This is a genomic window from Nitrobacter hamburgensis X14 (assembly GCF_000013885.1).
Taxonomy (GTDB): Bacteria; Pseudomonadota; Alphaproteobacteria; order Rhizobiales; family Xanthobacteraceae; genus Nitrobacter; species Nitrobacter hamburgensis.
The window spans coordinates 2,557,141-2,578,446 of record NC_007964.1 but is presented as its reverse complement, the minus strand read 5'-3'; the positions used below and the strand labels follow the sequence as shown (position 1 = coordinate 2,578,446).

Here is a 21,306-nt window from a genome sequence, read left to right as displayed (position 1 = left end):
GGGATTGTCGCCGCGCGTCATGCCAAGCCCGATGCCGCCATTAGCGAACGCCGCGCCAGATCAGCACAAGCCCGGCGACAGCAAGCGCGCCGCCGTACCAGGCCCACTGGATCTGACGGATCATGAAGCTCGACTGAGGCCAGTTCACATAACCGGTGCCCTGACCGATCCAGAGCAGGCCGATCAGGAGGGCGAGGACGCCGAGGATCAGGAGCGGGAACCGCATGATGCTGTCGTTTCTGTCCGTGAATGAAGGCGCTACGGTGACTTGATCGTAACTGTACCCTCGGAGCACCCCGCGGGCCACGTCATTCTCAATCGCTGTCCGCCAACGTCCAGCTCCTTAGCGACGGGCGGGACAATCTTGAATTGTCCGGCGATCAGGGCGTCGCGGACGCCCCGACAGCCGACATTGACAAGGGTGCTAAAGAAGTCCCACGAATTCCCGCCAGTCTTGCGGAACACGGCTGCGCTCGACATGCCCGCTGGCAGAAGAATGATGTCATCAGCGCCATTGCCCTCAAGATCGGCGATGACGGCGTCGCACTTGGCCCGCGCTTTCAGGCAGGCCGGAATGAGGTAGGAGCGTTTGTTGTTGATCCAGTCCGTTGCAAGGAACTCGCGCGGAAGGGTTTGTCCTACAGGCTGCGCGACGGTGATGTTCGCAGCAATGTCGTCGGGCGTCAAAGCGGGCATCAGTCTGCGCGCCTCGTAGCGCGATTGCCTGCGCAACATGCTGGCCGATTGCTCGGCGGCAACGGCAAGGGTCTTTTGCCCGGCCAGTTCATGCAACGCGTCCGTTCCGAAGCGCCCGGCATCGAATCGGAGGAATGCATAGTCGAATCGTTCCGGCGCGACCCGACCATCCTCAAGCCGGCGCAGTTGATCGGCCACCGAAATCCGCGCCGGGTCGGCGATCGGACTGAACAAAGCTAACAGAGTCGCCAGAATGACGAAGGCGGTGGCGATGTTTGCGGGTTCGACCCACGCGAACCGAGTGTTCGGGCGTGCAGCCGCGACGACATAGCCCACTGCATAACATACCGCGACGATCGTGCAGGCCGTTGCGAAGATACGTTCGGGGGTCCAGCCATATTGCCTGACGCGCAACGCAATCCCGTAAGCGGCAAGCAGGACGAACGGCACCAGCGCGGCCGAGGCCGCCATCATCGAGATACGCTGAAATCGCGACATGGGGCGCGCAAGATCCGTGTCGATATTGCGCCCGTCCTGATAGGTGGCGTTGATCAGGAAGATCAGGCTTGCAGCAGCGGCGAGCAAAATCGTTGACGCACGGCGGGTTTGCCAGAGCGGGTCCATGCCGGTGAAGACAAGGGCCACGATGAACGCCAGCGCGATCACGGTCATTAGCGGCAGCAGCCATGACAGCAAATTGCAACTCAGCGTTCGCACGCCACGGACGATACTGACGCGAACGTCGGTGATATGGAAAGCGCAGTTGAGCGCCAGCGTTGTTGCGGGAATCCAGAACCAGTTCTTTTGAATGATGGTGGCGATGAAATCGATTTTGATCAGCCGAAAAAGTTCAGCGCCCAGCCACAGCAGCAGCCAGAATATACCAGCGAACAGCGCGGCAAGCAGGAGCTGCAGGCCATATTTCCAGGAGACGTCGAAATAGGTTGCGTATCGCGCGAAGAATTTACGATCTCCAGCCCCGGCCACGAGCAGGCTCTGGGCGATGAACAGCCCGGCCGCAAGCGCCAGCCAGAGCTGCAGCGAGGGTACGATGCGCGGCGTTGCGGGCAGCACGCCTGGATTGCGGACGATATCGTACCATCCGAGGCCCGCGCAGATTACGGTCACGGCAAGTGTCCATCCGCACAGGAGCCGGAGCCGAAGGCTGCCGAGGCCGGAGACGAGTATTGCCGGGACGAAAACGAAGACCGCGGATAGCGTCGCAAACAGAGGCCCGTTGGTCGCGGGCCAGCCCTTTGATTGGGCCGCATTGAACAGCGCGTAGAGCGCGATACCTTGCGCAAGGCCGATAGCGACCCGCACGCCGCCCAGCGGGTTTGATTGATCAATGGTTGTTCCGTCGGCTTCGGTTACCATCAGGCCTCCGATGGGTTATTTACACGTCCAGCAAGTCCTCGCTGGCGAATTCGGCCTTTTCGGAGATGAAGGCGAAGCGCGCCTCCGCCTTGGTGCCCATCAGACGCTCGACCGAATCCGCGGTGCCGTCGCGATCCTCCGCCAGCAGCACCACGCGCAGCATGGTGCGCCTCGCCGGGTCCATGGTGGTTTCCTTGAGCTGCGCCGGCATCATCTCGCCGAGGCCCTTGAACCGGCCGACATCGACCTTGGCGTTGGCGTTGAACTCGCTCTTGAGCAGCGCGTCCTTGTGGGCGTCGTCGCGGGCGTAGACCGTCTTGCTGCCGTGGGTGAGGCGATAGAGCGGAGGCACCGCGAGATAGAGATGCCCCTCGTCGATCAGAGGCCGCATCTGCCGGTAGAAGAACGTAATCAGCAGCGAGGCGATGTGGGCGCCGTCGACGTCGGCGTCGGTCATGATGATGACGCGCGAATAGCGCAGATCCTCCTCGCGATAGTTGGTGCCGGTGCCGCAGCCGAGCGCCTGGATCAGGTCGGAGAGCTGGGCGTTGGCGGTCACCTTGTCCCTGGTCGCCGATGCCACGTTGAGGATTTTGCCGCGCAACGGCAGCACGGCTTGCGTCTTGCGGTCGCGCGCCTGCTTTGCGCTGCCGCCGGCCGAGTCGCCCTCGACGATGAACAGTTCGGAACCGTCTGTCGCGGTGTTGGTGCAATCGGCGAGCTTGCCGGGCAGGCGCAGCTTCTTCACCGCGCTCTTGCGTGAGGTTTCCTTCTCGGCGCGGCGGCGCAGCCGCTCGTCGGCGCGCTCGATCACGAAATCGAGCAGCTTGTTGGCCTGCACCGGATTGCCGGACAGCCAGTGGTCGAACGGGTCCTTGATCGCCTGCTCGACGATCCGCGAGGCCTCAGAGGTGGCGAGGCGGTCCTTGGTCTGGCCCTGGAATTCGGGCTCTCGCACGAACACCGAGAGCATCGCGGCGGCCCCGACCATCAGGTCCTCGGACGTGACGGAGGCGGCGTGCTTGCCCTGGCCGACGCGTTCGGCGTGATCCTTCAGCCCGCGCAGCAGCGCGCTGCGCAGACCCGACTCGTGGGTGCCGCCATCGGGCGTCGGCACCGTGTTGCAGTAGGACGACAGGAATCCGTCGGCGTCCGCCGTCCACGCCACCGCCCATTCGCAGGCGCCGTGCGCGCCGTTGCGGCCGGACTTGCCGGAGAAGATGTCCGGATGCACGAGCGTGTCCTTGTGGATCGCTGCGGCGAGATAGTCTTTCAGGCCGCCGGGGAAGTGGAAGGTCGCTTCCGCCGGAATGTCGTCGAGGCCCTTGAGCAGGTCAGGCGCGCAACGCCAGCGGATTTCGACGCCGCCGAACAGATACGCTTTCGAGCGCGTCATCTTGAACAGGCGCTGCGGCTTGAACGCGGCCTTGGGCCCAAAGATGTCGGTGTCCGGCTTGAAGCGGATGGTGGTGCCGCGGCGGTTACTGATCCTGCCGAGGTCGTCGAGGCTGCCCCTGGGGTGACCGCGTTCGAAGGTCATCTTGTAGAGATTCTGGCTGCGCGCCACTTCAACTTCGAGGCGAGAGGAGAGGGCGTTGACCACGGAGACGCCGACGCCGTGCAGCCCGCCCGAGGTCTCGTAGACCTTGGAGTCGAACTTGCCGCCCGAATGCAGCGTGCACATGATGACTTCGAGCGCCGACTTCTTCGGGAATTTCGGGTGCGGATCGACCGGGATACCGCGCCCGTTGTCGGTGACGGTGAGGAAGCCGTCGGCGGCCAGTTCGACCACGATGAAGGTCGCGTGCCCCGCCAGCGCCTCGTCCATGGCGTTGTCGATCACCTCGGCGAACAGGTGGTGCAGCGCCTTCTCGTCGGTGCCGCCGATGTACATGCCGGGGCGGCGGCGGACCGGCTCAAGCCCCTCCAGCACCTCGATGTCAGCGGCGGTGTAGTCGGCCTCGGCTCCCGATGCGCGGCTCGAGTCGCGGGCAGTGGGACGGCCCTTGGCCTCCGAGGCGTCGAACAGATCCTTAGACGGTTTTGTTTTTTGTTTCAGTGGTTTGGACATAAAACATCAAGCGTTGCGCGCGGTGCGGGCGAGCGAATCGATTGCCCTGACTATGCCATGGATGGGGTTGGAAATGTGACCACCGCCCCCCTTCCGGTGCCGTCACGTCGCGGAATCAGGCCGCCCGGGTGCGGAACACCACGACCGCAAACAGCGTCATTGCCGTCACCAGAATCAACGAACCGATGATAGGTGCTGCGATATAGGCGTGGCCGCCCACCAGCACGAGGGCGATTCCGGCCGGAAACAGAATGCTGCCGAGAATGTGTAGCCAGCCCTGAATCCGCGCCAGCGTGGTTCGGCCCGCGGCCGGAATCACCCGGTAATACAGGCCGAACAGAAACAGCAGCACGCCGCCGACCAGATTGAGGTGGGCATGAGCCGGCGCAAGGGCAAAATTCTCCTGAACTCCCATGGCGATGCCGGCGATCATGCCCGCCAGCAGGATCACCACACTCACGCACATCATCAATGATCCGATCATCTATTGTCCTCTTAATGTCTGACTGAATGGCAAGCCGGGGAGGAGACTTAGAGCGCTTACCGCTCTGATGGAATCAGAGCGGCGCTCTAAACTATTGAATGGTCGCATTCCCTTACGGTGAACCGGTTTCCACTTCACCGGGAAATGCTCTAGCACAGCCCGCGTCTTTGTGACTTGAAGTCGTGGGACGGGCTGGCCTACCTGTGGCGCGGGTCTCCGGGGCGGCGGATCTGATTCAAACGCACCCGCCGCTTGAGAGGATCCGGCGAGAGGCGCTCAAGAATGGAAGACGTCGCACGCGGCCTGGTCGACTTCGTGCGCGATCACCAGATTTGGGCCGCCCCTGTCGTACTGGTGCTTGCCTTCGGCGAGTCGCTCGCCTTCATCTCGCTGCTGATCCCGGCCTGGGGCGCGCTGGTTGCGATCGGCGCGATGATGGGCCCGGGGCAGATCAATTTCTGGCCGGTGTGGGTGGCTGGAGGGCTCGGCGCGGCGCTCGGCGACTGGCTGTCCTACTGGATTGGCTTCACCTTCAAGGACCGGGTCGCTTCGATCTGGCCGCTGTCGCGGCATCCCGGCCTTTTGCCTCGCGGCGTGGCTTTTGTGGAGAAATGGGGCATCCCCTCCATATATATCGGGCGGTTTTTCGGACCGCTGCGCGCCACGGTGCCGCTCGCCGCAGGAATTTTTGAGATGCCGTACTGGCGTTTCCAGCTCGCCAACTGGATTTCGGCGCTGATCTGGTCGGCCGTGTTGCTGATGTTCGGCGATGTGATCTCGCGGGTCGTCGAATGGGTGTGGCGTACGGTTTGAGTCCGAGCGACCTCTGCGCCGACGATCGGACAACTGGCGGTCGCGCAGTCACCGCAACTGGGTTACAAGTCCGAAAAAGACCGCGAGCGTGCTCGCGGATGCAAGGATGACGTCATGACTCTCGCAGACACCAGGCCGAAAAGTCGCGCTTCGAGCGGCCAGACCGCCGCCACGCCGGCGGTGTTCGTCGACGGTGCGTCGGGAACCACCGGCCTCGAAATCCGCCAACGGCTCGACCGGCAGGGCGATGTCACCGTCGAAAGCCTCGCCGACGACAAGCGGAAGGACCCGGCCGCCAAGCGCGCGCTGATGGCGGAGGTCGATCTCGTGATCCTCTGCCTGCCCGACGACGCGGCGAAGGAGACCGTCGCATTGATCGACGGCATGGGCGCGAGCGCGCCGAAAGTGCTGGACGCCTCGACCGCGTTTCGTGTTGCGCCGGACTGGATCTACGGCTTTCCGGAACTGACGCCGGACCAGGCGGACAGGATCAAGGCGGCGCGCAAGGTCGCGAACCCCGGCTGCTACCCGACCGGATCGATTGCGTTGCTGCGGCCGCTGATCGATGCCGGTTTGATCCCGCCGGATTATCCCGTCACCATCAATGCGGTGAGCGGCTATTCCGGCGGCGGCAAGTCCATGATCGAGAGCTTCGAGAAGGGAACGGCGCCCGCGTTCGAGCTTTATGGTCTCGGCTTCGAGCACAAGCATCTGCCGGAAACGCAGAAGTACGCGAACCTGACGCGGCGGCCGATTTTCGCGCCATCGGTCGGCGACTACCGGCAGGGTATGCTGGTGTCGATACCGCTGCATCTCGATACGTTGCCTGGAAAGCCCGACGGCGCCGCGCTTCATGCGGCGCTGGAGAAACGTTATGCGGGCAGCACCTATGTTTCGGTAATGCCGCTGGACAACACTGCTGCGAAAAGCGGACGGATCGAGCCGGAGGCGCTGAACGGCAGCAACAGGCTCGAGCTTCATGTCTTCGCCAGCGACAAGCACCGGCAGGCCGTTCTGGTCGCGCGGCTCGACAATCTGGGCAAGGGCGCATCCGGCGCGGCGGTGCAGAACATGCGGCTGATGCTGGGTCTGCCGGATACGGGGCTGGACTGATTGCGCTCGCTGCTTCGGGGCTGCGTGCGATGCGCCGTCGCGCAGCGCCGGATGATGCGGGGTCCCGTCAGTGTAGCGGGGTCTCAAAACACCTTGAAGATTGCCAGCGCCAGCACGGCCTGCGCGAGGAAGCCGACGGTGAAGGCGAGCGTGCGGAATACCGGCAGGCCCATGGTATAGACGATGAGATGCGCGAGGCGCGCCCAGAAATAGACCGCGCAGGCGAGCACCGTCCATTTGCTGGAATAGTCGATCGCGTTGAGGATCAGCACCAGCGGCGCGAAGATCACGAGATTTTCGATCGCGTTGTCGTGTGCGAACATCAGGCGGTTGGCCCATTCGGCATGGGGCTTGTCGTTGCGCGAAGGATTTGCCATCGCGCCACGGAGGCCGCGGACCTGGCAGCGGTTGAGCACGTAGGGAACCCACAGCAACCCGGTCAGGATAACCGTGCATGTCAGCCAGAACAATTCACGAGTCATGGAGTCTCTCCGTCCAGATCGACTAGAGCCTTTCCGCTTCTGATGGTATCAGAAGCAGGGCTCTATGATTTTGGTCTGACGCGTTTTCTTCATGCGAACCGGTATCCACTTGCTCTAATGCCGTCCCGGCAGGGACGCGCGGCATGGTCGAAGCATAGACCGTCGCCATGATCGCGCCAATCCGCGACGCGGGTGGTTTCGACGGAGTGATCTCAGGCGCGCACGCGGACATAGCTGCCCGGCGCGTCCTCGATCGGCGGCAGCGCGACGCTGCCGACCTCGCGGGCAGCGACTTCCTCGGCGTCGATGTTTCGCAGCCATGCGTGCCAGTCCGGCCACCACGAACCCTTATGTTCCTGCGCGCCCTTCATCCACTCGGCAAGCGTGGTGTCGCCGATGGCGTCGTTGGTCCAGTACTGGTATTTGCCGAGTGGCGGCGGATTGATCACGCCGGCGATGTGCCCGGATCCGGACAGCACGTAGCGTACCGGGCCACCGAAGAACCGCGAGCCGTACAGCACCGATTCCGCCGGCGCGATGTGATCATCGCGGGTGGCGAGATTGTAGATCGGCACCTTGACCTTCGAGAGGTCGAGCAGGGTGTTGTCGAGTACCATCGAGCCGGTGGAGAGGCGGTTCTCGAGGTAGCAGTTGCGCAGGTAATAGGAATGGTTGGCCGCGGGCATCCGCGTCGCATCCGAATTCCAGTGCAAAAGATCGAAGGCGGGCGGCGTCTTGCCCTTGAGATAGTTGCTGACGACATAGGACCATATCAGGTCGTTGGAGCGCAGCATGTTGAAGGCCATCGCCATCTTGCTGCCTTCCAGCACGCCGGACTGCTGCATGTCGCGTTCGAGCGCGGAAATCTGGTCCTCGTCCACGAAGACCAGCAGATCGCCGGCGTGGGTGAAATCGACCTGCGCGGCGAAGAACGTCGCCGATGTCACGCGCGCCCGCCGCTTGTCAGCAAGCCATGCCAGCGTGGTCGCGAGCAGGGTGCCGCCGACGCAATAGCCGGCGGTATGCACCTTGGTCTCGCCGGTCGCCTTCTCGATCGCGTCGATCGCGGCCAGCGGACCTTCCTTCATGTAGTCCTCGAAGGTTTTTTCCCCGAGCCGCCCGTCGGGATTGACCCAGGAGATCACAAACACCGTGATGCCCTGATCGACGCACCACTTGATGTAGGATTTCTCCGGCCTGAGATCGAGGATGTAGAACTTGTTGATCCACGGCGGCACGATCAGCAGCGGCGTCCGCAGCACCGTCCCGGTGGCCGGCGAATACTGGATCAGTTGCATCAGCTCGTTCTGGTAGATCACCTTGCCGGGCGTCGTCGCCATGTTGACGCCGACCACGAGATTGCCGGAGTCGGACTGGCGGATGCGCAGCACGCCGTTGCCGGCCTCGATGTCCTCCGCCAGCATCTTCATGCCGCGCGCGAGATTGTCGGCGTTCTGGGCGAAGGTTTCGCGCAGCACCTCCGGATTGGTCATCACGAAATTCGACGGCGCCATCGCGTTGGTGAGTTGCGCGACATAGAACTCGGCCTTCTTGCGGGTGTGCGGATCGAGGCCGTCGGCGTCGCGCACCAGCTCGTTCGCCCATTTGGTCGTCAGCAGATACGCCTGCATCACAAAATCGAAGAACTGGTTCGACCGCCATTCCGGATCGGTGAAACGTTTGTCGCGGGGGGCCGGTTCAATGGCGGGCTCGATCTCCTCGCCGGAGAGGCGACGCGCGGCGTAGCCCCAGAGGTCGAGGTAGGCCTTGCCGAGCTTCGTTTGCAATTCGACTGCGCGGGTCTGGTCCGACAGCCAGTATTCGGCGACCGTGCTGACGGTCTTGATCAACTCGGCGAACTCGTTCGGCGGGTTGTCGCGCGCCTCGTCGTTCTCACGCGCTTTGAGGTAGGCGGCCAGCGCCCTGCCGCCGCTCTCCATCGCGTTCGCGAGATTCATCGCGAAGGTATCGGGATCGAACCGGGCCGCGCGCTTGGTCCCGACGGGTAACTCACTCATGGCCATACACCTGAGAGGGTTTGTTCAAAATTCCGTCACGCACGTTGCCGGGCATCGATCATGGCATAATCTGGGGAGGGTTGCCGGTTTCCATGTGTTGCGGTGCGACAAAACATCTTGATCCGGCCATATATGAGCCCCGATGAGCCGGTTGTAGTGGCGCTGTTGCGGCGCCATAGCAGCTTAATGTTCTGGAGCGATAATGGTTCTATCCTTGCGATATGATCGGGTGAAGAAGGCGCATCATGATGCCGCAAGCCGGGGCGGGGCGGCGTGAGCGTATCCGGGGCGGTAGCATCGAAGAAACAAGCGCGGACGCGTATAGGCCGCGCGACGGTCTGCGCCGCCACGTTGGTGCTGCTGTCGCTGTCGCTCGGCGGCTGCTCGACGTCGATTGCGGATTTGCCTTTCGAAGGCCCGTCGGACGCGCCGGAACGGGCGCACGACGTGTCGGCCTATCCCGCGGTGCATGACCTTCCCGCGCCGAGAGATCAGACGGCGATGGATCCCGCCGAACAGGCCAGGATCGAAAAGGAACTGATCGCCGCACGCGACCACCAGTCCCAGGTCTCCCCGGACGCCAAATAGTCCGTGCGCGCGATTCTCGTCCGCGCAAGACACGCGAAGTGCTGGCAGAGCAGGGCGTCCGTGCTAAAAAGGCATGATTCAAGCACGAGGTAATCAAGCACGAGTTTGCGCGAAACCGTCAAACATCGACCGCCGGCGAAATCGTGTTTGAATATGCCAAGCCGTTGAATACACACATTTTTGGAGAAGTCCCGCCGACTTCGTCGGGGCAATGTGCCGATCGCCTCGTCAAATCCGGCCCCGGAGCCAGGACCCATGGAAGAGTTTTATCGTATCCGCCGTCTGCCGCCTTACGTGTTCGAACAGGTCAACCGCGCCAAGGCGGCCGCACGGAACGCCGGAGCCGATATCATCGACCTCGGCATGGGCAACCCGGATCTGCCGACGCCGCCCCATGTCATCAAGAAGCTCAAGGAGACCCTGGGCAAGCCCAAGACCGACCGCTATTCGGCCTCGCGCGGCATTACCGGCCTGCGCAAGGCGCAAGCGGGCTACTATGCCCGCCGTTTCGGGGTGAAACTCAATCCCGACACGCAGATCGTGGCCACGCTCGGCTCCAAGGAAGGCTTTGCCAACGTCGCTCAGGCGATCACCGCGCCGGGCGATGTCGTGCTGTGTCCGAATCCGAGCTACCCGATTCACGCATTCGGCTTTTTGATGGCGGGCGGCGTGATCCGCTCGGTGCCTTCAGCACCGACGCCGGATTTCTTCGCCGCCTGCGAGCGCGCGATCATCCATTCCATTCCGAAACCGATCGCGCTGATCGTCTGCTACCCGTCGAATCCGACGGCGCAGATCGCAAGCCTCGATTTCTACAAGGACCTCGTGGCATTCGCGAAGAAGCACGAGATTTTCATCCTGTCCGACCTCGCATATTCCGAAGTCTATTTCGACGACAACCCGCCGCCATCGGTGCTGCAGGTGCCCGGCGCGATCGACGTCACCGTGGAGTTCACCTCGATGTCGAAGACGTTCTCGATGGCCGGCTGGCGCATCGGCTTCGCCGTCGGCAACGAACGCATCATCGCGGCGCTCGCACGGGTCAAATCCTATCTCGATTATGGCGCTTTCACGCCCGTGCAGGTGGCGGCCACGGCGGCGCTGAACGGCTCCGATGCCTGCATCCGCGAGATGCGCGAGACCTACCGCAAGCGCCGCGACACGCTGGTGGAATCCTTCGGTCGCGCGGGATGGGTGATCCCGCCGCCTCAGGCCTCGATGTTCGCATGGGCGCCGCTGCCGGAGAAGTTCCGCGATCTCGGCAGCATGCAGTTCGCCACCCTGATGGTCGAAAAATCCGGGGTCGTGGTCTCGCCCGGCGTCGCCTTCGGCGAGCACGGCGAGGGCTATGTCCGCATCGCCATGGTGGAAAACGAGCAGAGAATCCGCCAGGCCGCCCGCGGCGTACGCCACTTCCTTGAAAGCGGCATCGAAACATTGCACAACGTGGTTCCTCTCGCCAACCGGCGATAGGCGCCAGTCCAGAGAACCGCCTTTCGGTCTCCGGGCCGGTTCGTGCCTTGCAACACCGGTTTTTCCAGCAGGTTTCCTGACATGGTCGCACCCCTGAAAGTGGGCATCGCGGGGCTCGGCACTGTGGGGTCCGCGGTCGTCCGTCTCATCGAGCAGCAGGGCCGGGCGCTGTCGGCGCGCTGCGGTCGCGGCGTTCGCGTGGTCGCCGTCGCCGCGCGCTCGAAGACCCGGAAGCGCGACCTCGACCTGCGCGGCATTGCGTGGGCCAAGGATGCGCTGGCGCTGGCGAACGATCCCGACATCGACTGTTTCGTCGAACTGATGGGCGGTTCGGACGACCCGGCGCGATCGGCTATCGAGGCGGCCCTGAAATCCGGCAAGCCGGTGGTGACGGCCAACAAGGCGCTGATCGCCAAGCACGGCCTGCGGCTCGCCGCTCTCGCCGAACAACACGGCGGCGCGTTGAACTACGAGGCAGCGGTCGGCGCCGCCATTCCCGTCATCAAGACGCTGCGGGAAGGATTGACGGGCACTACGATCAATCGCGTCTACGGCATCCTCAACGGGACCTGCAACTACATCCTGACGCGGATGGAGCGGGAGGGACTGTCGTTCGCCGAATGCCTGAAGGAGGCCCAGCGTCTCGGCTATGCCGAAGCCGATCCGTCGTTCGACATCGACGGTCACGACACCGCGCAGAAGCTGTCGATCCTGGCGAGCCTCGCCTTCGGCACGCGCGTCGCGCAGAGCTCCGTTTATGTCGAAGGCATTTCGTCGATCGCGCCGGAGGATCTTCGCGCGGCGGAAGAACTCGGCTACCGCGTCAAGCTGCTCGGGGTTGCGGTACGAACCGCCAAGGGCATCGAGCAGCGGGTGCATCCGACCATGGTGCCGAAGGCCTCATCCATCGCGCAGGTCATGGGCGTCACCAATGCGGTGACCATCGACGGCGAGGGCATCCCGCCGATCACGCTTGTCGGCCCCGGCGCCGGCGGCGCAGCGACGGCGTCCGCCGTGGTCGCCGATATCGCCGATGTCGCGTGCGGCATCCGCGCTTTGCCGTTCGGACGGCCCGCGGAGCAATTGCTCGCGACGACGAAGGCGCCGATGGAGCGCCACGAGGGCGGCTATTACATCCGGCTGATGGCGCGCGACTTCGCCGGCACTGCCGCGACCATCGCCACCCGGCTGGCGGAGCAGAAGATCTCGATCGAATCGATCGTCCAGCGCCATCCTAACGGCAAGCTGGATATGACGGAGTCCAGCAAGCCGGCCGCGCCGGTTCCGGTGATTTTGATAACGTATGCGACCAGCGAGGACGCGGTGCATCGCGCGCTCCAGGCGGTGCGGGCGGACAAGGTCATCACCGGCCGCCCGCAGGTCATACGCATCGAGAAGAACTGAAGGAAAGCAGACCAGCCTGCCGCGACGCCTGAGGGAGAGTTGAGCAATGCCGACACAAACGTCCGTCCCGCCGCAGCAGGTGCGGGAGCGCCTCCTGACGCTCGAGATCGTGCGCGTGACGGAGCGGGCGGCGGTGGCGGCGGCGCGTCTGCGCGGGCGCGGCATGGAAAAGGCGTCCGATCAGGCCGCGGTCGATGCGATGCGGCGCGAACTCAACAAATTGCCGATCGACGGCACGGTCGTGATCGGCGAGGGCGAGATCGACGAGGCGCCGATGCTGTTCATCGGCGAGAAGGTCGGTAACACACACGGCCCGCAGCTCGATATCGCCGTCGATCCGCTCGAGGGCACCGTGCTGTGCGCCAAGAACATGCCGGGCGCGATCGCCACTATCGCGATGGCCGAACGCGGTACGCTGCTTCACGCACCGGACTGCTACATGGACAAGATCGGGATCGGTCCCGGCTATCCGAAGGGCACCGTGGATCTCGACGCGCCGGTAGAAGAGAACATCATCAATCTGGCCAAGGCCAAGGGGGTCAAGCCGACCGAGATCACCGCCATCCTGCTCGACCGGCCCCGCCACGCCGCGAAGATCGCCGCACTCCGCAAGCTCGGCGCCGCGGTGACCCTCATCAGCGACGGCGACGTCGCCGGCGTCATCCACACCGCGGAGCCGCGAACGGGAATCGACATCTATCTCGGCAGCGGCGGCGCGCCGGAAGGCGTGCTGTCGGCGGCGGCGTTGCGCTGCATCGGCGGCCAGATGCAGACCCGTCTCATCATCGACAGCGAGGCGTTGCGCGAGCGGACCCTGCAAATGGGTATCATGGATGCCAAGAAGAAATACGAGATCTGCGACATGGTGAAAGGCGATTGCCTGTTCGCCGCCACGGGAGTGACGTCGGGCTCGCTGCTGTCCGGCGTCCGGTTTCGCAAGGGCGTGATCGAGACCGATACGGTGGTGATGCGCTCGGTGTCCGGAACCGTGCGCCGCATCAAGGCCGCGCATCGGCAACTGGACAAGTTCGACCTGGATTGAGCCAATCCAGGCAAGGCTGTCGCCGACGCGGTTGCTTCAGGGCATATCGCAAGGTACGGACGACACCATGACCTTGCCCGCCTCCGCATTGCCGGTCGAAGCGCCTGACGCCTTTCTCGGCGTGTCGCATTCGGCGACCGGGCGTCTGTGGCGCGATCGCCTCGATGCGCGGGGCGCGGCGCGCGCGTTGGCGATCGCCCAGCGCCACCAGTTGCCGGAGATGCTGGCGCGGGTGATTGCCGGGCGGGGCGTCGAGGTCGATGCGGTCGCGGATTTTCTCGATCCGACCATCCGCCGGCTGATGCCCGATCCCTTCACCGTGACGCAGATGGAGGCGGCAGCCAAGCGGTTGGCGGACGCCGCGATGCGCGGTGAGACGGTCGCGATCTTCGGCGATTACGATGTCGACGGCGCAACCTCGGCGGCGCTGCTCGCCTGGCATCTGCGCCATTGCGGGCTGGATCCGCTGATCCATATTCCTGATCGGATTTTTGAGGGCTACGGCCCGAATGTCGAAGCCATCAACGCGCTTGCAGCCAGGGGCGCAACGCTGCTGGTGACGGTCGACTGCGGGACCACGAGCATCGAGCCGCTGGCGGTTGCCAAACAGCAGGGCATGTCGGTCGTGGTGATCGATCATCACCAGTGCGGCGACGATCTGCCCGAGGTCGAGGCGCTGGTGAATCCGAACCGGCCGGACGATCTCTCCGGGCTCGGACATCTCGCCGCCGTCGGTCTCGTATTGGTGACGCTGGTCGCGTTGAACCGCGAACTGCGTCAGCGCGGCTTCTGGACCGACGAACGGCCGGAGCCGGATCTCCTGAACATGCTGCATCACGTCGCGCTCGGAACGGTCGCCGATGTCGCGCCGCTGACCGGCCTCAACCGTGCCTTCGTCGCGAAGGGGTTGATCGCGCTACGCCGCCGCGATCATGTCGGCCACACCGCACTGATGGATGTCGCACGGCTGAACGGCCCGCCGGAAGCCTGGCATCTCGGTTTCATGCTGGGACCGCGCATCAATGCAGGCGGCCGTATCGGACGCGCCGATCTCGGCGTGCGGTTGCTGCTGGAAGGCGATGTCTCGGAGGCCGCGCGGATCGCGGCCGAACTCGATCGCCTCAACGTCGAGCGCCGCGTGATCGAGCAGGCCGCCGAGGCGCAGGCCGAAGCCGAAGCGCTGGCCTCGCTCGGTCTCGAGGACAAAGGGGCCGTCATCGTCACGGCGTCCGAGGGTTGGCATCCCGGCGTGGTCGGTCTCGTCGCGTCGCGGTTGAAGGACAAGTTTTCCCGGCCCGCCTTCGTTGTGGCGCTGGAGCCGGGTGGTATCGGCACCGGATCGGGCCGCTCCATCGGCGGCGTCGATCTCGGCAAGGCGGTGCGGCAGGCCGTGACCGACGGCGTGCTGCTCAAGGGCGGCGGTCACGCCATGGCGGCGGGCGTTACGCTGCGCAAGGAGCGGCTGGCGGAATTCCGCGCCTACATGGAAAAGGCACTCGCCGCCGATGTCGCGCGGTCGCGTCATGTCCGCGAACTCTTCATCGATGGCGCAGTCAGCGCGCGGGCGGTGACGCCCGAGTTCGTGGCGACGCTCAATCGCGCCGGGCCGTTCGGCGCGGGCAATCCGGAGCCGGTGGTGGCTCTGCCGTCGCACCAGTTGATCTATGCCGACGAGGTCGGGCAGGCGCATCTTCGGCTGCGATTCAAATCCGGTGACGGCGCTATCGTGAACGGCATCGCGTTCCGCGCGATCGGCCAACCGCTCGGCAACGTCCTGACGCAGATGCGCGGCCAGCCGCTGCATGTGGCGGGATCGCTGGCGGTGGACCGCTGGCAGGGCGCGGAGCGCGTGCAGTTGCGCGTCAGCGATGTGGCCTTGCCGACGGTCCAGCCGGAGATCATTCGCTGACACCCGTTATTTGATGGTGTGGAACGGCCCTTCGAAGCGGCACCGAAGGTGCTTATCGTGGTGATGCGAACCGCCACGAAACAAAAGGAACCGTTCCCATGGAGAAGATTATCACGATCGGCTTAGACTTGGCCAAGTCGGTATTTCAGGTCCACGGCATTGCCGACGACGGGAGTATCGTCGTCCGCCGAGCCTTGCGGCGATCGCAGGTGCTGGACTTCTTCCGCGCTATCGACCCGTGCCTTGTCGGGATCGAGGCGTGTGCAAGCTCGCACTACTGGGCGAATGCCATTGGGCAACTCGGGCATACGGTCAGGATGATGCCGCCGACCTACGTGAAGGCCTACGTCAAGCGAAGCAAGACCGACGCTGCTGATGCCGAGGCGATTTGCGAAGCAGTATCGCGGCCCACCATGCGCTTCGTGCCCATCAAGACCCCCGCCGAACAGGCAGCCTGCATGGTGCTGAGGACCCGTGAACTATTCGTCCGTCAGCGGAGCCAGACGGCGAATGCAATGCGTGCTCATATGGCTGAGCTCGGCATCATCGCCGCCGCGGGCATGACCAGTATCGCGAAGCTCATCCTGGTCCTGCGGGACGCAGAGGACACGCGTCTCCCAGTCGCGGCTCGGGCAGCGCTCCTCGAGATGGCCGAGCAAATCGAGATGCTGACGGCACGTATCGAGAAACTCGATACGAAGATCATCGCGACAGTGAAGGCAGATGAGACCGCCTGGCGACTGACCAGCATCCCAGGCGTCGGACCGATCATCGCCGCGACAGTCCGAGCCACAATTCAGGATCCCACGGTATTCAAAACGGGCCGCGATCTTGCTGCCTGGATCGGAATTACTCCGCGAGCTAACTCCAGCGGCGGCAAGGAGCGGCTTGGCCGAATATCAAAACAGGGAAATAAACAGTTGCGCACGCTGCTGATCGTTGGCGCGACATCGATCCTGAAGCAAGCTCGCAGAGGCGTAAAGCTGCCCTCGTGGATCATCTCGCTGATGGCACGGCGACCATATAAGGTCGTAGCCGTCGCGCTGGCCAACAAGATCGCCCGCACGATTTGGGCGCTTCTCGTCAAAGGCGGCACGTACCAAGCACCCGCGATCATGACGAGGGCATAGAACAAAAGGAATTCCGGCGTCTCGCGCTGGGATCAAGCGGCAAGGTGCCAAAGCATGATGAACCTGAGGGACGATACCTCGATGCCGACCAGACCGTCTGACGCACTGCGCCTTCGAGCGCGTGAATTTGATTAGGCGATCGGTATCGCGGATCTCATCGTGGCCAGCGGTTAAGGACCGCGCCAATTAGGCCGGACATATGACTGCACCGTCCGACGGCGATTTATGCGACGAATACCTTGCTAACCGGGCCGTTCCACATATGAGTCAAAGCCGATTTGCATCGGTGTGACGCATTGTGGCAACGAGGGTCACCGTCAACACCACGGCAAAAGGAGCCCGACGATGCCCGGCAAGCTGGAAAAGCAGCACTTTCAATATGCGGGATGGTCGAAGACCTCGTTTTCCGAGGTCGTCAGCGTCAAGGGGCCGGGGAGACTGCTGTTCCTGTCGGGAATCGGCGCCGAGGACACGGGCGACGCGCCGGGTGTGATCCACCATCCCGGCGACGTCTACCAGCAAACGCGGCTGGCTTACGAGAAAGCGGCGGCGGTGCTTGCCAGGCACGGCGCGACGCTTGCCGATGTCGTCAAGATCAGCGCCTACCTGCTCGACGTGCGCGAGGCGCCAAACTATCACCGCGCCCGCGCCGAGGCGTTTAAGGATGCGCCCGGCCTGCCGGCGCACACTTTTTTGTTCATCAACAATCTGGCGTGGCCCGGCATGTTGGTCGAGGTCGATCTCACTGCTGTGGTGGCCGAGAGCTAAGACTGGATTATCTTCGTCATTGCGAGGAGCGAAGCGACGAAGCAATCCAGCCTTCCGTTGTAGCCTTATGGATTGCTTCGCTCAGCGCAAAATTGGCAAAAACCAATTTTGTCGCGAACTCGCAATGACGGGCAGGCTGATTCATCCTGAATCCATTGTGCTCTATTCAGCCGCCGCGCCGAAGCCGCGCCAAAACCTCGAGTCCGGCGTAGCCGTCGGCAGGCAATCCGACGCGGGTCTGGAAATCCTTCACCGCCTTCATGGTGTCGTTGCCGACGCGGCCGTCGGTGCCGCCGGTATCGAAGCCGGCGCTGGTCAGACGTGTCTGCACTTCCTGCACTTCCGCGAGCGTGAGCGTGCGTTCCGAACCGGGGAAAGGCTGGATGAAAGGCGGTGCCCCGAGAATACGATCGCCGAGATGGCAGATCGCCAGCGTATAATTCATCGACGGATTGTAGCTGCGCACGGCGAAGAAATTGGGGCCCAGCAGGAATGCCGGACCGTCCGATTCCGGGACCCAGAGTTTGGCCGACGCATTCGGCTGCGGAAACGGCTTGCCGTCGGCGCGATGCACGCCGGCGGTGGCCCACGCGGCATAGGTGCGGCTGGCGCTTGCGCCGGCGGATGCGCGCACTTCATACCCCCAATGCTCGCCGCGATGATATCGTCCACGCTTGATAAGGTATCGCGCGGTCGATCCCAGTGCGTCGTCGGGTTTTCCAAACGGCGAGACCCGGCCGTCGCGATCATAGTCCATGCCGACGTTGAGCCAGACCTCGGGCATCCATTGGGTGTGTCCCATCGCGCCGGCCCAGGAGCCACGCATCTCCTCGGGCGTGCTCCAGCCCTTGTCCACGATCCGCAGCGCGTTGATCAGTTCGGTTTCCCAATAGCGGCGGCGGCGCGGTTCGTTCCAGGCAAGCGCCGCCAGCGAAGGGAACACCGGGCGCATGTGGTTCTTCTGCACCAGCGGATCGCCGAACGCGGATTCGACGCCCCACAACGCCAGCAGCGTGCCGCGCTCGACACCGAAATCGTGCTCGATCCGCGCGAACAGCGCCTCGTTCTTCCGCAGCGCCTCCTTGCCGGCGGTAATGCGCCAGTCCGAGACGCGGCGGTTGATGTACTGCCAGGTCTTTTCGTGAAACTCCGGCTGTTTGCGCATCTGCTTGAAGACGCTCATGTCCGGCTCGATCCGGCCCACGCAGCGGGCCCATGTCGCGTCTGAGATGCCCTTGGACAGCGCGCGGGCGCGGAATTTGTCGCGCCACTGCTCGAAGCCCTGAGGCATGGCTGCGAGAGCCGGGAAGGGCGCGAGCGCCGCCGCCGCACCGAGACATTGCAGCGCGCTGCGCCGGCTGAACTGGATTCGAGAATCGAAGATCATCATGGGGCCAGCTTAACGGAGGGGAGCGCCCGGCGGCAAAGTTTCATTGCGTTGCGGGAACTTAAGTCTTCCTCAGTCGTCCTCGCCCTCGGCGGGTTTCTCGGGATGGGTGGGATCCTGCGGCTTCGCGGTCGGCGGGCCCGCCGCGGGTTCGGCGGCGACCTCGCGGCCACGTCCGCCGATCAGGCGCTCATAGGCCGAAATGAGCGTGACATAGGGGTTGACCCAGAGCCAGCCGTCGCGCGTGAAGACCTGCACGTCGAAATGCAGGTGGGTCGTGGTGCCCCCGGAGTGATCCATGTAATTCGACACCAGACCGATCTTTTCGCCTTCGCTCACGCGACGATCATTGATGATGCCGTCCTCATCGAGTTGCGCCGGGTTCATGTGCATGTAACGAAAGCGCACGTGCTCGTTGCGCGTGTCGATCAGCAACGTCGCCGCCTGTTGTTTCGGCGAGCGGATGATGACGCCGTCACGTACGGCCACGACCGCATAGCGGTTCGGAATGCAGCGGTCGGCGCCCTTGTTGCGGAGCGTGCATGTTGCCGGGCGAAGGTCCTGACCCTGATGTCCGGACCCTGCGGGGCATTGTCCGACGTCGAAATCGCGGGCCTCGCAGAAATTGTCCTGCCAGGGGTAGGAATAGTTCTCGGTGGCGGATTCGTCGAACACCAGCGGTTTGTTGCTCGACTTGCAATGATAGGCGTCGCCTTTGGCGTGGGGCGGCGGAATGCGGCCGCGGTGGAAGCAGTCGCCCCAGTTCAGAAACGATTGCGAGTTCGCGTAAGCCGGCGCCTGTTCGATCGGAAACCGGATCTGCGAGTAGACGGTCGGATCGGCGCGGCCGCCCTGGCCGCGATAGCCGCTGTTCGTGATGATGTCGCCCGGAGGCCGGTAGGTAAAATCGGGCGAGGGGGCCGCAGGGCGCGGCATGACGCCGGGCGCGATATTCCTGCGGGATTGCGACGGCCGCCCGCCGGCGATGCGCAACGCTTTCAGAAACCGCTCGGCCACCACCGACGCCTCGCGGCAAGCCAGCCGGTTTGTGCGCGGCGCGCTGTCGAGACAAGGGATCGAAACCACGTAGGGAGCGCCGAACCGCGTGAAAGCGTAGCGCACGTAACCTTCGCGAATGACGCGCCGGAGATCCGGAAACTGCGCCGCGAGCGCGCTCACGGGCTCGCCTTTTCCTCCCGACGGATCGTCGATGTCGTAGGTCAGGATCGACCCGGTGATCTGGACTTCGACGGGCCTGGTGAAGTTCAGTTGCGGCATGCCCTCACCGGCGCCGGGCGCCAGCGCGAACTTCGCATCATAGCCGGCCAGACCGGCGTCGAACATTTGCCGCTGAAATCCCGCCTGATAATGTGCGAGCGGCAGGCTCGCCGGTGCGCCGGTCGCGCGCGCGTTGAGATACATGCCGGCATCGAACGGCAGCAGCACCGGCACCGGACTCTGGTTGATGCGCGCAAAAAGCGGCAGCGTTACCGCATTGAGCTGCATCAGCGCCGGCATGATGCGCGGATCGGACGGCGGCAGGTGGCGCAATGCATTGACGGTGAAGCGGTCGTCGATAGCAGGCCAGGCCTCGATCTCGGACTTGAACTGGTCGAGAACGGTGCGCCATTCTACCCGGGCGATCGAAATGCCGGGGGTCTTGAAGTCGTCGGCGGCGGCACCGCCGGTGGCGGCCGCGAGCAGCAGCCACGCCGCGGCCGCGCGTCTTAAGAACCGGAGAGGACTGTTGCCGCGAACCGTCAGTCTCACATCCGTGGCCCTGCTTCCCGTCGGCGTTTCTGTTAGAGCGTTTTCGAGCGAAGTGGGTACCGGTTCGCGGGAAGAAAACGCGTCAAATCAAAATCATAGAGCCCGCTTCTGATTCTATCAGAAGCGAAAAGGCTCTAGTCCTTGGCGCGTTCGACGTAGGAGCCGTCTTCCGTCATCACCACGATCCGCGTGCCGACGGCGACATGGGGCGGCACGCCGGTGCGGACGCCGTTCGACAACATGGCGGGCTTGTAGGACGAGGACGCGGTCTGCCCCTTGGTGACCGGCTCGGTTTCGACCACTTCGAGCGTCACCCGCTGCGGTAGCGTGATCGCCACCGGCACCATCTCGTGCAGGGACAGTTTCACCACCATGTTTTCCTGCAGGTAGGGCGCGACGTTGCCCACGACATCCTTGGGCACCTGGACCTGATCGTAGTTCTCGGCATTCATGAAGTGGAAGCCGTCGGCATCTTCATAGAGGAAGGTGAAGTTGTGGTCCTCGATGGTGGCGCGCTCGACCTGGTCGGTGGTCTTGTAGCGCTCGGAAATCTTCACGCCGTCGCTGATCCGCCGCATCTCGATCTGGCTGACCGGGGTTCCCTTGCCGGGGTGGATGTTTTCCGCGGTCAGGACCACGTAGAGCTTGCCGTCTTGCTCGATGACGTTGCCCTTGCGAATAGAACTGGCGATGACTCTCAAGGCTGGATTTCCTAAGGTTCGGGCTCGAGACCGGTCCGGACGGGGCGTCCTGCGGCTGTTGAGGCGGTTTCGGGCCGAAC

At 63.8% G+C, this 21,306-nt stretch carries 18 protein-coding genes; 9 read left to right on the top strand and 9 right to left on the bottom strand.

Features of this window, described 5'->3' with window-relative positions:
* Positions 1–40: 40 nt before the first annotated feature.
* The 4 genes from NHAM_RS11815 to NHAM_RS11800 form a co-directional block, all read right to left on the bottom strand.
* Positions 41–226, bottom strand: a complete 186-nt coding sequence (locus tag NHAM_RS11815; protein ID WP_011510787.1) for a hypothetical protein — start codon at positions 224–226, stop codon at positions 41–43.
* Between the two features lie 32 nt (positions 227–258).
* On the bottom strand, positions 259–2,073 hold the full coding sequence (locus NHAM_RS11810) for a DUF4153 domain-containing protein (protein WP_011510786.1): 1,815 nt from the start codon (positions 2,071–2,073) through the stop codon (positions 259–261).
* Positions 2,074–2,092: 19 nt separating this feature from the next.
* On the bottom strand, positions 2,093–4,144 hold the full coding sequence (gene parE, locus NHAM_RS11805) for a DNA topoisomerase IV subunit B (RefSeq protein ID WP_011510785.1): 2,052 nt from the start codon (positions 4,142–4,144) through the stop codon (positions 2,093–2,095).
* A 115-nt stretch (positions 4,145–4,259) separates the two neighbouring features.
* Positions 4,260–4,628, bottom strand: coding sequence for a hypothetical protein (locus NHAM_RS11800; RefSeq protein WP_011510784.1), 369 nt, complete (start codon positions 4,626–4,628; stop codon positions 4,260–4,262).
* Positions 4,629–4,910: 282 nt separating this feature from the next.
* On the opposite strand from NHAM_RS11800, the gene NHAM_RS11795 reads away from it, so the two are divergent.
* Both NHAM_RS11795 and argC read left to right on the top strand, forming a co-directional pair.
* Positions 4,911–5,441 (top strand): DedA family protein, encoded by a 531-nt coding sequence (locus NHAM_RS11795; protein WP_011510783.1) that lies wholly within the window; start codon positions 4,911–4,913, stop codon positions 5,439–5,441.
* Positions 5,442–5,555: 114 nt separating this feature from the next.
* Positions 5,556–6,554 carry an N-acetyl-gamma-glutamyl-phosphate reductase gene (argC, locus tag NHAM_RS11790; protein ID WP_011510782.1) on the top strand — a complete coding sequence of 333 codons (999 nt, stop codon included), beginning with the start codon at positions 5,556–5,558 and terminating at the stop codon, positions 6,552–6,554.
* 83 nt (positions 6,555–6,637) lie between these two features.
* Here argC and NHAM_RS11785 read toward each other — a convergent pair whose 3' ends face one another.
* Together NHAM_RS11785 and NHAM_RS11780 are read right to left on the bottom strand one after the other, a co-directional pair.
* Positions 6,638–7,036, bottom strand: coding sequence for an MAPEG family protein (locus NHAM_RS11785; RefSeq protein WP_011510781.1), 399 nt, complete (start codon positions 7,034–7,036; stop codon positions 6,638–6,640).
* Positions 7,037–7,248: 212 nt separating this feature from the next.
* Positions 7,249–9,054: a PHA/PHB synthase family protein gene (locus tag NHAM_RS11780; RefSeq protein ID WP_011510780.1), complete on the bottom strand. Its 1,806-nt coding sequence runs from the start codon at positions 9,052–9,054 to the stop codon at positions 7,249–7,251.
* A 273-nt stretch (positions 9,055–9,327) separates the two neighbouring features.
* Here NHAM_RS11780 and NHAM_RS11775 point away from each other — a divergent pair, with 273 nt between their 5' ends.
* From NHAM_RS11775 to NHAM_RS11745, 7 genes are all read left to right on the top strand, one after another.
* Positions 9,328–9,642, top strand: coding sequence for a hypothetical protein (locus tag NHAM_RS11775; RefSeq protein WP_011510779.1), 315 nt, complete (start codon positions 9,328–9,330; stop codon positions 9,640–9,642).
* 255 nt (positions 9,643–9,897) lie between these two features.
* Positions 9,898–11,115, top strand: a complete 1,218-nt coding sequence (locus NHAM_RS11770) for an LL-diaminopimelate aminotransferase (RefSeq protein WP_011510778.1) — start codon at positions 9,898–9,900, stop codon at positions 11,113–11,115.
* 81 nt (positions 11,116–11,196) lie between these two features.
* The gene (locus NHAM_RS11765) at positions 11,197–12,519 is read left to right on the top strand and encodes a homoserine dehydrogenase (RefSeq protein ID WP_011510777.1); all 1,323 of its coding nucleotides are present in this window, start codon (positions 11,197–11,199) and stop codon (positions 12,517–12,519) included.
* A 46-nt stretch (positions 12,520–12,565) separates the two neighbouring features.
* Positions 12,566–13,561, top strand: coding sequence for a class II fructose-bisphosphatase (gene glpX / locus NHAM_RS11760; protein ID WP_011510776.1), 996 nt, complete (start codon positions 12,566–12,568; stop codon positions 13,559–13,561).
* Between the two features lie 67 nt (positions 13,562–13,628).
* Positions 13,629–15,470, top strand: a complete 1,842-nt coding sequence (gene recJ / locus NHAM_RS11755) for a single-stranded-DNA-specific exonuclease RecJ (RefSeq protein ID WP_011510775.1) — start codon at positions 13,629–13,631, stop codon at positions 15,468–15,470.
* A 98-nt stretch (positions 15,471–15,568) separates the two neighbouring features.
* Positions 15,569–16,600, top strand: a complete 1,032-nt coding sequence (locus NHAM_RS11750; RefSeq protein WP_011508717.1) for an IS110 family transposase — start codon at positions 15,569–15,571, stop codon at positions 16,598–16,600.
* 345 nt (positions 16,601–16,945) lie between these two features.
* Positions 16,946–17,368, top strand: a complete 423-nt coding sequence (locus NHAM_RS11745; RefSeq protein ID WP_011510774.1) for a RidA family protein — start codon at positions 16,946–16,948, stop codon at positions 17,366–17,368.
* A 166-nt stretch (positions 17,369–17,534) separates the two neighbouring features.
* Here the strand turns inward: NHAM_RS11745 and NHAM_RS11740 are convergent, their stop codons facing one another.
* The 3 genes from NHAM_RS11740 to efp form a co-directional block, all read right to left on the bottom strand.
* Entirely contained in the window at positions 17,535–18,758 is a 1,224-nt protein-coding gene (locus NHAM_RS11740) for a lytic murein transglycosylase (RefSeq protein ID WP_011510773.1), read from the bottom strand.
* Between the two features lie 69 nt (positions 18,759–18,827).
* Positions 18,828–20,525, bottom strand: coding sequence for a peptidoglycan DD-metalloendopeptidase family protein (locus NHAM_RS11735; RefSeq protein WP_011510772.1), 1,698 nt, complete (start codon positions 20,523–20,525; stop codon positions 18,828–18,830).
* A gap of 134 nt (positions 20,526–20,659) precedes the next feature.
* Complete coding sequence (gene efp, locus NHAM_RS11730) at positions 20,660–21,226, bottom strand: elongation factor P (protein WP_011510771.1); 567 nt, start codon at positions 21,224–21,226, stop codon at positions 20,660–20,662.
* Positions 21,227–21,306: the final 80 nt, after the last annotated feature.

Excerpts from the sequence above, each read along its gene's own strand:
- NHAM_RS11815 (WP_011510787.1), bottom strand. The coding sequence starts at position 226 with ATGCGGTTCCCGCTCCTGATCCTCGGCGTCCTCGCCCTCCTGATCGGC.
- NHAM_RS11810 (WP_011510786.1), bottom strand. The coding sequence starts at position 2,073 with ATGGTAACCGAAGCCGACGGAACAACCATTGATCAATCAAACCCGCTG.
- parE (WP_011510785.1), bottom strand. The coding sequence starts at position 4,144 with ATGTCCAAACCACTGAAACAAAAAACAAAACCGTCTAAGGATCTGTTC.
- NHAM_RS11800 (WP_011510784.1), bottom strand. The coding sequence starts at position 4,628 with ATGATCGGATCATTGATGATGTGCGTGAGTGTGGTGATCCTGCTGGCG.
- NHAM_RS11795 (WP_011510783.1), top strand. The coding sequence starts at position 4,911 with ATGGAAGACGTCGCACGCGGCCTGGTCGACTTCGTGCGCGATCACCAG.
- argC (WP_011510782.1), top strand. The coding sequence starts at position 5,556 with ATGACTCTCGCAGACACCAGGCCGAAAAGTCGCGCTTCGAGCGGCCAG.
- NHAM_RS11785 (WP_011510781.1), bottom strand. The coding sequence starts at position 7,036 with ATGACTCGTGAATTGTTCTGGCTGACATGCACGGTTATCCTGACCGGG.
- NHAM_RS11780 (WP_011510780.1), bottom strand. The coding sequence starts at position 9,054 with ATGAGTGAGTTACCCGTCGGGACCAAGCGCGCGGCCCGGTTCGATCCC.
- NHAM_RS11770 (WP_011510778.1), top strand. The coding sequence starts at position 9,898 with ATGGAAGAGTTTTATCGTATCCGCCGTCTGCCGCCTTACGTGTTCGAA.
- NHAM_RS11765 (WP_011510777.1), top strand. The coding sequence starts at position 11,197 with ATGGTCGCACCCCTGAAAGTGGGCATCGCGGGGCTCGGCACTGTGGGG.
- glpX (WP_011510776.1), top strand. The coding sequence starts at position 12,566 with ATGCCGACACAAACGTCCGTCCCGCCGCAGCAGGTGCGGGAGCGCCTC.
- recJ (WP_011510775.1), top strand. The coding sequence starts at position 13,629 with ATGACCTTGCCCGCCTCCGCATTGCCGGTCGAAGCGCCTGACGCCTTT.
- NHAM_RS11750 (WP_011508717.1), top strand. The coding sequence starts at position 15,569 with ATGGAGAAGATTATCACGATCGGCTTAGACTTGGCCAAGTCGGTATTT.
- NHAM_RS11745 (WP_011510774.1), top strand. The coding sequence starts at position 16,946 with ATGCCCGGCAAGCTGGAAAAGCAGCACTTTCAATATGCGGGATGGTCG.
- NHAM_RS11740 (WP_011510773.1), bottom strand. The coding sequence starts at position 18,758 with ATGATGATCTTCGATTCTCGAATCCAGTTCAGCCGGCGCAGCGCGCTG.